Raw genomic sequence first — 10,904 nt, forward strand, 5'->3', positions numbered from 1 at the left:
ACCCGCCGGCCCGCGCGCGCGCGCGGGGGGGGCCCCCTCCCCTCTGTCCGCGTCAGAACGCGTCCGGCCGCGCGAAGTCGACGCCGGCGTAGCGCGCCTCGGGGTCGATGTGGGAGCGGACGAGCGGGAGCGTGCGCGTGACGGCCGTGTCGATCCGCTCGCGCAGGTCGTCGGAGGAGATCGTATAGTCCCGGAAGTCGGACTCGCTCGCGTAGATGCCGAGCGGCAGCGTGAGGGACTGGAAGAAGCCGAACAGCGGACGCATCTGGTGCTCGACCAGCAGGGCGTGGCGGTCGCTGCCCCCTGTCGCCGTCAGGACGATCGGCTTGTCCACCAGGGCGTACTGGCCGATGTGGTCGAAGAACAGCTTGAACAGGCCGGTGTAGGTCGCCCGGTAGGCCGGCGAGCCGACGACGATGATGTCCGCCGCCTCCACCTCCTCCAGCGCCGAGATGACGCGCGGGCTCAGGTGGCTGCGGTAGGGACCGGCGCCCAGCTCGCCGAGCAGCGGCGCGAGCTCGATCGTCGTCGCCGTCCCTCCCGTCGCCTCCGCGAACTCGCGGGTGACGGCGTCGACGAGGACGGTCGTTCGCGACGGGGCAGTCGGGCTGCCGCTCACGCCGACGACGTGGGGTGCGTGTGCCATGCGGGTACCGCCTTTGCGGGGAGGGGTCGTGAACCCGAGCTACGCTACGCCGGGCGGACCGGATGCGCCCCTCCGCGCGTCACGGACCGTCATGCAGCGTGGTACAGCCTCGCGACGATCTCCAGCGACCGGATGCGTCCCTCCACCGTCGCGGCGCCGGAGGAGATCATCAGCTCGTCCGCCTGCGTCGAGGCGAGCAGGGCGTCCAGCCGCGCCTTCACCTCGTCGGGCGTGCCGATCGCCTGCCTGGCGTTGCGGGAGGCGATGAACTCCTCCTCCATCGGGCTGAAGTCGTAGGCGAGCGCCTCCTCGACGCTCACCGGCTCCGGCTTCAGTCCGCGGCGCATCCGCAGGAAGGACAGCTGGCCGGGCAGCGACAGCGCGCGCACCACCTCGGGGTCGTCGTCCGAGACGACGTTGACGGCGATCATCGTGTGCGGCTCGCTCAGGATGTCGCTCGGCTCGAAGCGGGACCGGTACAGGTCGAGCGCGGCCTCGGTGTTCTCCCCGGCGAAGTGGTGAGCGAACGCGAACGGCAGGCCCAGGGCGGCCGCGACCTGCGCGCTGTACCCGCTGGAGCCGAGCAGCCAGATCTGCGGCGCGTCGCCGAGGCCGGGGACGGCGGTGATCGTGTGCAGCGGGTTGGCGTCGCTCATCCCGCCGTAGAAGAAGCCGAACAGGTCGAGCAGCTGCTGCGGGAAGTCGTCGACGCCGAGTCCCTCCGCCGACCGGCGCAGCGCCATCGCGGTGGCGCCGTCGGTGCCGGGCGCGCGGCCGATGCCGAGGTCGATGCGGTCGCCGTACAGCGCGCGCAGCGTACCGAACTGCTCGGCGACGACCAGCGGGGCGTGGTTGGGCAGCATGACACCGCCAGAGCCGACGCGGATGCGCTCGGTCGCCCCCGCCACCCCGGCGATCAGCACGGCGGGGGCGCTGGAGGCGATGGCGGGCATCCCGTGATGCTCGGCGACCCAGAACCGCTGGTAGCCGAGCCGTTCCGCCGCCTGGGCGAGCCGGACGGTCCCGGCGACGGCGTCGCTGTTGCTGCCGCCCGCCGGACGGTTGGCGAGATCGAGGACGTTGAGGGGGATGCTGGTGCTCACGAAGAGAGGGAACCGTCGCCGGGCGGCGACGATTCCCTCTCCTGCTCTCGACGTTCAGCGGATCAGGATTCCCGCACCTTCCGCATCCAGGCGGCCAGCGCCACCGCGATGCCGCCGAGCACCAGCAGTCCGCCGCCGATCCAGGCCGCCCAGCCGGCGATCACGGATCCGGTGTCCGGCAGGCTCGATCCCGGGTCGTTGACCGAGCTGATCGGCTGGCCCGCCGAGACGACGGTCACGGAGGAGACGCAGGTGTGGTCGCTGGTCTCGCCGTGGCCGGCCACCGTGTAGACGCCGGTGGCGTCGGCGGGCAGCGTAACCTTGAGCACATCGCTGCCGTCGGCGTTGGAGTGCTTGCTGAAGTGCACGGTGCTGGTGGTGGCCTTGAAGGCCGCGAGCTTGACGCTCGCGCCGTCCTCGCCGGTCGCCGTCCAGTCGACGAGCTCGGAGGAGCCCCAGGTTCCCGGCTGGCAGATGAGCGTCGCCGTGCTCCCGGCCTGGACCACCGCCGCGTCGAAGGTGCACGGAGAGCCCTGTGTGTAGTCGGCCGCATTGGCTGCCGCCGGTGCGGCCAGCAGCAGCATCCCGGCAACAGCCGCGGCTGCGAGCGTCTTCTTGAACATCGGCCTGCCTTCTCTCTCCGGCTACGTGTCGGGGTAATGACTAATTCTCATTTTACGCGGGAATCGCATACATGAGCAATCCTCGCAACAGTGGTTCGCGCCCCCACATCGGGGGTCGACCCTGCGTTCGGGGGCAGCGGCGTCGTCGCGACGTTCAGCCCGGGACCGACCTGGCGCGCGTTGAGGAACTGCACCGTGACCGTCTTCGACTCCCCCGGCTTCAGCTGCACGGGGACGACGGCCACCGGGCGGGCCCGGTCGGTCCCGGAGACGATCCGCACCGGGTCGGAGCCCAGCTGGGTCCCCGCGAGCAGGCCGCCCGCCGGGCCGTAGACGACGACGCGGGTGAGGATCTCGCCGGGAGGGACGCCATAGGTGCCGCCGCCGGTGACGTACTTCGGCAGCGCCGTCCCCGCGTTCGCCGGAGCCCTATTCGTCAGCGTGACGCGCACGAGCGAGGTCGGCCGGAAGTCGAACCGGCACACCTCGGCGCCCGCGGACACGCTCGCGCCGAGGTAGTAGTCCATCTTCGAGCCGGTCGCGTCGTTGAGGTAGACGCCGATCCCCGCCGCCTGCGGCGTTGAGACCGGCAGCGCGCCGGCGAGCGTCGTCGTCGCGAGCACCTTCTGCTCGTCCGCGTGCGCGCTCCAGATCCGCAGCCGCTCCGACGTGCCGGCGGCGGAGAACGCGGTGAGCAGCTTCCCGCTGTCGAGGTGACCGGCGGCGAGCTTCGTGAAGATCGCGGCAGCGGCCGAGGAGAAGAACGCATCCTGCTGCGAGCTGGCCGGGTAGCGCGCGTAGACGTCGCTCAGCAGCAGCGGGACGGCGTTCGCCGAGGTGATGGTGTCGCCGGAGGACAGCGCGACGGGACCGGTCGCCTTCAGCAGCGCGCTCAGCACGACGGGATCGGTCGTGAGCACGGAGTCGACGGTTCCGCCGTGCGCCCGCTCCCACATGGCGGCGATGGTGGTGGCGGCCATCGGGAAGTCCGGCGTGTAGTTCGCGTCCTGCAGGTAGCGGCCGACGAGCGGGCCGTAGATGCCGACGGTCGCGTCCGGGATGTCGGACACCGCTGTCGGCCACGGGCCGATGGAGGTGCCAGCCTCCTGCGCCTGCAGCGTGAGCGCGCCGTGGTCGGCGTGGATGAGCGCCACCGAGCCGATCAGGCCGCCGGTGGCGCGCAGCTCCGCGGGGTTCTGCGCGACGACGAGGATGTTCCTGGGGCCGTTCTGGCCGAGCATCCCCGGCAGCAGCTTGGTGCTGTTGCCGAGCGCGTCGATGACGGGCGATGACTGGGCGAAGAGGGAGTCGAGGCGGTCGACGGCGGTGCCGACCGGCTCGATGAGGGAGGCGGTGGAGACTCCGGCGACGCCGGCGGCCGCCGCGTGGAAAGCCGTCTGCGCCTTGGCGACGACGGGCTGCGCCGCGGCGAGCCGCGCGAGGTCGATCCGGCCGTCGGTGGGCTTGAGCGACCGCGGGTCGATCGTGGCGGAGACGCCGACGAGCGGCGTGACGACCTCGCGGGCGACCGAGTCCGTCGCGCTCGCGACGACGCGCACCGCCGCCAGGTTCGGCCCGACGAGCGGGATGCCCTCGCCCAGCCGCCAGATCGGGTCACCGGTCAGCGAGGCGGCCTGGGCCGCGTGCGCGGACAGCGACTCCGCCGCCGACTTCGCGCCGGCGACGTCTCCCGAGCGCATCGCCGCGACGACGGCGCTCGCCGACGGCTGCGCGGCCTCCAGCTGCTGGCGGGCGAGGACGGCGCGGATGCCGATCCAGCCCACGAAGAGGGCGACGAGCACGACCGCGATGACGATGACCGCGACGAGCACCGGGCGGCGCCTGCGCCGCACCGGTTCGTGCTCCACCGCTTGAGGCGGTGCTTGTTCGCGCGAGAGACCGATCGCCATGAGAACAAATGTAACAAATCCTCATTTTTAGGCACGCCCCCAAAACGGGACACGCCGCCCGCGCCCTGTTCCGGGAGCCTCCGGGCCGCGGACCCCTCTAGGATCGATCCCGTGGCAAAACTGTATTTCCGCTACGGCGCGATGAACAGCGGCAAGAGCACGGCCATGCTGCAGGCGGCCTACAACTACGAGGAGCGCGGGCACCGCGTCCTGCTCGCCAAGCCGTCCATCGACACCAAGGGCGACATGGGCATCCTGTCGCGGCTCGGGGTGACCCGCGAAGTCGACTTCCTGATCGCGCCGGAGACGGACGCGTACGGCAAGTTCCAGCAGCACCGCGAGCGCACCATCAAGCGCTTCGAGCGGGACGTCAGTGCGCTGCTGGTGGACGAGGCGCAGTTCCTCACCGAGGCGCAGATCGACGACCTGCTGCGCATCGCGCTGCTCGACGACATCCCGGTGCTCGCCTACGGCATCCGCACCGACTTCCAGACCGTCGCGTTCCCCGGCAGCCGGCGGCTGCTCGAGATCGCGCACAGCCTGGAGGAGCTCAAGACCATCTGCCGCTGCGGGCGCAAGGCGATCTTCAACGCCCGCAAGGTGGGCGGCGTGTTCGTCTTCGACGGCGACCAGGTGGCCATCGACGGCGCCGAGGTCAGCTACGAGGCGCTGTGCGGCTCCTGCTACCTGCAGGAGAGCCACGGCGTGCTCAACAACGGGCGCTGGCCGATGGAGGCGACCGCCTACGCCAGCGAGCCCGACCCCGACTTCACCTGAACACCCCCACGATCCCACCACCAGAGCCCCGTGGGGCTGGAGAGCGAGAGCCATGAGAATTTCCGTGATCGGCTGCGGCTACCTGGGCGCCGTGCATGCGGCCGCGATGGCGGATCTTGGCCACACCGTCGTCGGCATCGACGTCGACGAGGCGAAGGTCGCGTCGCTCTCCGAGGCCCGTGCACCGTTCTTCGAGCCCGGACTGCCTGACGTGCTCGCCTCCGCGACCGCGACCGGCCGGCTCCGCTTCACAACCGACTTCTCGGCCGTCGCCGACGCAGACGTTCACTTCGTCGCCGTCGGGACCCCGCAGTCGGCGGAGGGCGGCGCCGCCGACCTCCGCTTCGTCGACGCGGCGTTCGACACGCTCCTCGACCATGTGAAGCCGGGCGACGTGATCGTCGGCAAGAGCACGGTTCCGGTGGGCACAGCATCCCGGCTCGCGGCGCTCGTCGCCGAACGCGCGCCTGAGGCGATCCTTGCCTGGAACCCGGAATTCCTGCGCGAGGGCTTCGCCGTCAAGGACACCGTCAGCCCCGACCGTCTGGTGTACGGCGTGCCGGCCGGCGAGGCGGGCGAGCGCGCCGCACGCATCCTCGACGGGGTGTACGAGCGCGCGGTGGCGGCGGGGACCCCGGTCATCGTCACGGACTATGCGACCGCGGAGCTGGTCAAGGTCGCCGCGAACGCATTCCTCGCGACCAAGATCTCGTTCATCAACGCGATGGCCGAGATCGCAGAGGCGACCGGGGCCGACGTCACCCAGCTCGCCGACGCGATCGGGCATGACGCACGGATCGGACGGCGCTTCCTGAATGCGGGCGTCGGTTTCGGAGGCGGCTGCCTGCCGAAGGACATCCGGGCGTTCGGCGCCCGTGCCAGAGAGCTGGGGCGAGGTGATGCGGTGCGGTTCCTCGAAGAAGTGGACAGGATCAACCTGAGGAGGCGTGCGCACGTCGTCGACCTGGCGCGCGAGCTGGTAGGCGACCTCGAAGGGGCGCGGATCGGAGTCCTCGGCTTGGCCTTCAAGCCGCACTCGGACGACGTACGGGATTCACCAGCCCTCGACATCGCGATGCGTCTCGCCGACGCGGGTGCGCTGGTCACGGCGACCGACCCCGAAGCGATCGAGAACGCCCGCGCGCGCGGCCGCGGACTCGCCTTCGCGACGACAACGGAGGAGGCGGTGGCCGAAGCGGACATCGTGGTTTTGATCACTGAGTGGCCTGAGTTCACCGAACTCGACCCGGAGGCCGTCGGGCGTCTGGTCGCGCACCGCAGGATCATCGACGGCCGCAATGCCCTCGACCCCGCCGCCTGGCGCGCCGCGGGCTGGCACTATCGCGGCCTCGGCCGCTGACCGTCCCGCGATGGCGCCTCAGGTGAGGTAGCCGTCCTCGGCGGCGCGCCGGATCAGGTCGGCGCGCGAGCTCGTCGGACGTCCCGCCTTCCCGTACTTCTCGCGCACCCGGCGCAGGTACGTCTTCGCCGTCTCGTACTGCACGCTCATCGCGCGCGCGACCTCGCTCGTCGTCCGGCCGTCCGCGTACAGGACCAGCGCCTGCCGCTCCCCGTCGCTCAGCTTCGGGCGCGCCGTCTCCGGCACGATCGGCCGTGGCCGCCACGCCTCCGGCTGCGACGGGGTCTGCGACCCGTCCCTGCCCATCGCGGCCAGCGACACCGCGATCAGCTCGCTGGTCGGCTGGGTCTTCGTGACGTACGCCACCGCTCCGGCGGCGAGCGCGGCATCCCGGTCCTCCGGGGTGTCGACGGCGCTCAGCACGACGACCTTCGCCCCGGCGGCGCGGCAGGTGCGGACCCTGGCGCCGATCGACACGGACTCCCGCAGTTGCAGGTCCATGATCACCAGGTCCGTCGGGAAGGCGTCGCTGTGCACCAGCTCCAGCCAGCTGCTCGCGCGCAGCACGAGGTCGAACTCGGGGGCGTTCGACTCGATCCAGCTCGCGAGCGCGTCCAGGAGGATCTCGTGATCGTCCAGGATGGCGAGGCGGATCGGCGGGGCCGAGGGGGTCGGGGGTGCGGGGGTCGTGCTCATCGTCTCCGTCCTTCAGGATATGCGAAGCGCACGGTCAGGGTGTCCCCCACGGCCCGCATCGACGCCTCCATCGACACCGAGCGCAGCGCACTGAGGAACGGCACCAGCTCCTGCCGCAGCCTCCGCCGGGACAGCCGGACGCGCGCGGTGAGCAGGAACACGGGATGCTCGGGCTCGGCGACCACGATCCGGGGACTGCGCGGGTCGAGGCCGGGCAGGGCGGCGACGGTCGCGACGATCGCCCCGACGATCGCCCGCTGCTCCTCGCTGAGCACGCGGTCCAGCCGGTCGGGGTCGGTCACGCGGGCCGACGCCTCGGCCGAGGTCGGGTCGACGCCGCGGCGCGCCAGGGCGAGCGCGAGCGTCTCGGTCAGCCAGCTGCGATCCACCGACTCGACCGCGTCACGGCGCAGCCGCTCGGCGATCCGCGCGGCCGTCGCCCGGTCGTCGTCTCCGATGCGCCCCGCCGCCAGCACCCCGGACAGGAACGGGACCGCCTCGGCGTTCAGCGCGGTGGTGCGCTCCTGCGCGACCATCCGCTCCGCGACCTGCCGCAGCTCGCCGTCCAGGCGCGCCTGCCCGCCGCGCGCCTGCTCCCGCCAGCGCAGCGTCTCGCCCGTCATCGTCCACGCGTATCCCGCTCCCCCGCAGGCGAGCGCGAGCACCGGGGTCGCCGCGACCGTCGCGTACACGAGCGGGCTGGTCGCGATCGCGAGCGACGGCGCCTGCAGCGCGGCGGCGGTGCCGAGCACGAGCGCGCACACGACGGCGACGACCAGCACCTCGGCGATGGGCCGGTACAGGGGCATCGCGACCAGCAGCAGCGCCACCGCGATCTGCCCCCAGTCGTCCTGGATGCGCTCGTTCCTCCCCCAGATCGCCGACTGGAACAGGCACGCCGAGACCAGCGCGAAGCCGACGATGGCCAGGTGCGACCAGCGTCCGATCGGCGCGAGCCCGGGATGCGTCCGCAGGATCGCGACGACGGCCACGAGGGCGAGCAGGGCGATCGCCGCGACGGCCAGCACGGGGTTCCGCAGCTCGTCGCGGTGCCACAGCGTCGACGCGACGGCGTAGCCGACGGCGACGATTCCGAGGAGCGGGACCAGCAGCCACGCCGACTGGACGCCGAGCGGGTCGAGGCGCTGCGGCGTCCGCTCGGTCGGCAGCGAGCGCACCCGCACGATCGTCTCGGTCAGGGGCCGGGTCATGCGGCGGCCTCCGCGACGGGGACGTTGAGGATGACCGTCGTCCCCACCTGCTCGCTGGAGTAGACGGTCACCGTCCCGCCCACCCTGGCGATGCGCTCGTGCACCGACTGGCGCAGGCCGAGCCGGTCCGCTCCGGTGGTCGCTGGTGCGAAGCCGGCCCCGGAGTCGACGACCATCACGGAAACCGCGTCCGCGTCGGCGGAGAACGCCACCTCGGCCGCGGCGCTGCCGGAGTGCCGGAGGACGTTGACGAGGCACTGCCGCACGGCCAGCCCCAGCGCGCGGCGCGCCTCCTCGCCCAGGCGCGCGACGGTGTCGCGGTCGCCGGACACCTCGACGGCGAGCCCCTCGTCCCTGGCGTCCTCGATCGCCCGGCGCAGCTCGCTGTCGTACCAGGAATCGGCGTCGCCCCGCTGCTCGTCGCCGTCCGCTCCCGGGATGGCGCCCAGCCGCTTGAGGTCGGCGTCGATGCGCCCGGCGAGCCGCGGCGGCAGGTCGCCGGCCGGGGTCCGCGCGATCGCGAGCAGCTCGCTCAGCACGGTGTCGTGCACGTCGGCGACCGATCCCGCGAGCAGTTCGCGCCGCAGGTCGACGAGCCGCGCATCCCGCACCGCCCGGTGGATGGCGGACTGGCTCCTGGCACGCGACCCCCTGGTCAGGCCGTCGAACGCCAGGACGCCCACGAGCAGCAGGTAGGCGCCGAGCGAGATCGCGTCCGGCCGGAACGCGCGCCCGGCCGTCGCCGCCGCCAGCACGACGGCCGCCTCGGCGAGCGCGAAGCCGAGCGTCGCCCAGAGGATGCCGGCGAGCGCGCCCGTCCCCGTGCCGCCGACGAGCGTCATGGCGACGACGGGAAGCGCGACGACGAACAGGCTGGTGTCCGGGTAGGCCGGGTTGCCGGCGAAGAGGGCGACGACGTAGAAGTACGTGCAGACCGCCCCGACCAGCAGGTAGGCGATCGTGAGGCCGGCCGTCCGCCCCTTCGACAGCAGGATGAGCAGAATCACCATCGGCGCGAGCACGAGCAGGGTGATCCACCAGCTGACCGTGTTCTGCGTGCCGACGCTGGAGACGCCGACGTTGACGACCGCGGCGCCCAGGCACACCAGTCCCGCCCAGCGCGCGGCCGTCGCGAGCGCCCGCGAGTTGGCCGCACGCGAGAGATGGCTGGGGAGCCCCAGAGACACACGTCTCCCTTCGGCGCGAGATTGTCGGGGAACCGGATCACCGGCGGGAGCCGTTCCGTAACGGCCCCAGTGGGGATTATGGCAGCAACCGGGCAGGCTGTGTACCCCGCATCCGGGACGAATCTGTACCCCTGACGACGGAACGCCGCGCTTGATCCGGACTCGAACATATGTTCGAATGGAGTCATGAGATGGAGCGGGCAGGAACTGACGTCGGAGGCGCCGTCCACGCTGCCCGGGCTCGCCCGGCTGAACAACCTGGTCCGGTCGGTGCGCACGCCCGAGTTCGCGAACATCACCTTCCACGAGGTGCTGGCGAAATCGGCACTCAACCGCATCCCGGGCGGCGGCGGGCCGATGCCGTTCGGCTGGACGATCAACCCGTACCGCGGCTGCTCGCACGCGTGCGTCTACTGCTTCGCGCGGCCGACGCACAGCTACCTCGACCTCGATCAGGGCACCGACTTCGACCAGGAGATCATCGTCAAGGTGAACGTGGCCGAGGTGCTGCGCCGTGAGCTCGCCAAACCGAGCTGGGGCCACCACCCCGTCGCGCTCGGCACCAACACCGATCCGTACCAGCGCGCCGAGGGCCGCTACTCCCTGATGCCGGGGATCATCGACGCCCTCGCCGACTCGGGGACGCCGTTCAGCATCCTCACCAAGGGCTCGCTGCTGCGCCGCGACCTCGACCGGCTGGCCGATGCCGCGCGGCACGTCCCCGTCGACCTCGCGATGTCGATCGCGGTCTACGACGACGAACTGCAGCAGACGGTCGAGCCGGGCACACCGTCCACGAAGGCGCGACTGGCGACGGTGACCGCCGTCCGCGAGCGCGGCCTGGACTGCGCGGTCTTCCTGATGCCGATCCTCCCCTACCTGACCGACACCAGGGCCCACCTCGACGAGGCGCTGCGCCAGGCCAAGGCGGCCGGCGCGACGAGCGTGCTCTACACCGCTCTGCACCTGAAGCCCGGCGTCAAGGAGTGGTACTACCTGTGGCTCGGCCGCGAGCACCCGGAGCTGCTCCCCCGCTACCGCAGCATGTACGGCCGCGGCACCTACGCGCCGAAGGAGTACCGCAGCTGGCTCGCCGCCCGCATCAAGCCGCTCATCCGCGCCCACGGCCTCGAGCGCGGCCAGGAGGACCCGCTGACCGGCGGCGTCCGCTCCTCCGCCCTCGGCATGCTGCGCGACACTGAGGGCGAGCGCCGCACGATCGCCCAGGCCGCCACGGACGCCGAGGTGCCCGATGCGGCGGCCCTGGTCAGCCTCGGCGTGCAGCCGACGCTGTTCTGACGGCGGGGCCGGCATCCCGGGCGGGTGGCGGCCCCCCCCAGGCCCGGCGGCGCGCGCGCCGCAGCGCACCGGTCTCAGCGCGATCTCCGCAC

At 72.1% G+C, this 10,904-nt stretch carries 10 protein-coding genes; 3 read left to right on the plus strand and 7 right to left on the minus strand.

Translation table 11 applies throughout. The annotated features are described in order from the left end of the window. Nucleotides 1-52 precede the first annotated feature (52 nt). The 4 genes from msuE to ACTHMF_RS16655 all read right to left on the minus strand — a co-directional run bounded on the left by msuE (nt 53) and on the right by ACTHMF_RS16655 (nt 4,282). Nucleotides 53-646, minus strand: coding sequence for an FMN reductase (msuE, locus tag ACTHMF_RS16640; protein ID WP_314148281.1), 594 nt, complete (start codon nt 644-646; stop codon nt 53-55). An 89-nt stretch (nt 647-735) separates the two neighbouring features. Then, nucleotides 736-1,749 (minus strand): LLM class flavin-dependent oxidoreductase, encoded by a 1,014-nt coding sequence (locus ACTHMF_RS16645; RefSeq protein WP_440319131.1) that lies wholly within the window; start codon nt 1,747-1,749, stop codon nt 736-738. A 62-nt stretch (nt 1,750-1,811) separates the two neighbouring features. After that, nucleotides 1,812-2,372, minus strand: a complete 561-nt coding sequence (locus ACTHMF_RS16650) for an LPXTG cell wall anchor domain-containing protein (protein ID WP_440319133.1) — start codon at nt 2,370-2,372, stop codon at nt 1,812-1,814. 47 nt (nt 2,373-2,419) lie between these two features. Beyond that, on the minus strand, nt 2,420-4,282 hold the full coding sequence (locus ACTHMF_RS16655; RefSeq protein ID WP_440319135.1) for a DUF4012 domain-containing protein: 1,863 nt from the start codon (nt 4,280-4,282) through the stop codon (nt 2,420-2,422). Between the two features lie 111 nt (nt 4,283-4,393). On the opposite strand from ACTHMF_RS16655, the gene ACTHMF_RS16660 reads away from it, so the two are divergent. Then, entirely contained in the window at nt 4,394-5,059 is a 666-nt protein-coding gene (locus ACTHMF_RS16660; protein ID WP_314148285.1) for a thymidine kinase, read from the plus strand. 52 nt (nt 5,060-5,111) lie between these two features. After that, entirely contained in the window at nt 5,112-6,419 is a 1,308-nt protein-coding gene (locus ACTHMF_RS16665; RefSeq protein WP_440319137.1) for a UDP-glucose dehydrogenase family protein, read from the plus strand. Nucleotides 6,420-6,437: 18 nt separating this feature from the next. On the opposite strand, the gene ACTHMF_RS16670 is transcribed toward ACTHMF_RS16665, so the two are convergent. The 3 genes from ACTHMF_RS16670 to ACTHMF_RS16680 are packed head-to-tail and all read right to left on the minus strand — an operon-like array spanning nt 6,438 to nt 9,513. After that, nucleotides 6,438-7,115: a response regulator transcription factor gene (locus ACTHMF_RS16670; RefSeq protein WP_314148287.1), complete on the minus strand. Its 678-nt coding sequence runs from the start codon at nt 7,113-7,115 to the stop codon at nt 6,438-6,440. After that, a complete protein-coding gene (locus tag ACTHMF_RS16675) occupies nt 7,112-8,326 on the minus strand; it encodes a hypothetical protein (protein WP_314148288.1) in 1,215 nt (404 codons plus the stop codon). The genes ACTHMF_RS16670 and ACTHMF_RS16675 overlap by 4 nt, the downstream gene beginning before the upstream one ends. Next, nucleotides 8,323-9,513 carry a sensor histidine kinase gene (locus ACTHMF_RS16680; protein ID WP_440319139.1) on the minus strand — a complete coding sequence of 397 codons (1,191 nt, stop codon included), beginning with the start codon at nt 9,511-9,513 and terminating at the stop codon, nt 8,323-8,325. The genes ACTHMF_RS16675 and ACTHMF_RS16680 overlap by 4 nt, the downstream gene beginning before the upstream one ends. A 186-nt stretch (nt 9,514-9,699) precedes the next feature. Here ACTHMF_RS16680 and ACTHMF_RS16685 point away from each other — a divergent pair, with 186 nt between their 5' ends. Further along, entirely contained in the window at nt 9,700-10,812 is a 1,113-nt protein-coding gene (locus ACTHMF_RS16685) for an Rv2578c family radical SAM protein (RefSeq protein ID WP_440319141.1), read from the plus strand. The last annotated feature ends 92 nt before the right edge of the window (nt 10,813-10,904 follow it).

The organism is Leifsonia sp., assembly GCF_051955155.1.
Lineage (GTDB): Bacteria > Actinomycetota > Actinomycetes > Actinomycetales > Microbacteriaceae > Leifsonia.

Excerpts from the sequence above, each read along its gene's own strand:
- msuE (WP_314148281.1), bottom strand. The coding sequence starts at position 646 with ATGGCACACGCACCCCACGTCGTCGGCGTGAGCGGCAGCCCGACTGCC.
- ACTHMF_RS16650 (WP_440319133.1), bottom strand. The coding sequence starts at position 2,372 with ATGTTCAAGAAGACGCTCGCAGCCGCGGCTGTTGCCGGGATGCTGCTG.
- ACTHMF_RS16655 (WP_440319135.1), bottom strand. The coding sequence starts at position 4,282 with ATGGCGATCGGTCTCTCGCGCGAACAAGCACCGCCTCAAGCGGTGGAG.
- ACTHMF_RS16665 (WP_440319137.1), top strand. The coding sequence starts at position 5,112 with ATGAGAATTTCCGTGATCGGCTGCGGCTACCTGGGCGCCGTGCATGCG.
- ACTHMF_RS16670 (WP_314148287.1), bottom strand. The coding sequence starts at position 7,115 with ATGAGCACGACCCCCGCACCCCCGACCCCCTCGGCCCCGCCGATCCGC.
- ACTHMF_RS16675 (WP_314148288.1), bottom strand. The coding sequence starts at position 8,326 with ATGACCCGGCCCCTGACCGAGACGATCGTGCGGGTGCGCTCGCTGCCG.
- ACTHMF_RS16685 (WP_440319141.1), top strand. The coding sequence starts at position 9,700 with ATGAGATGGAGCGGGCAGGAACTGACGTCGGAGGCGCCGTCCACGCTG.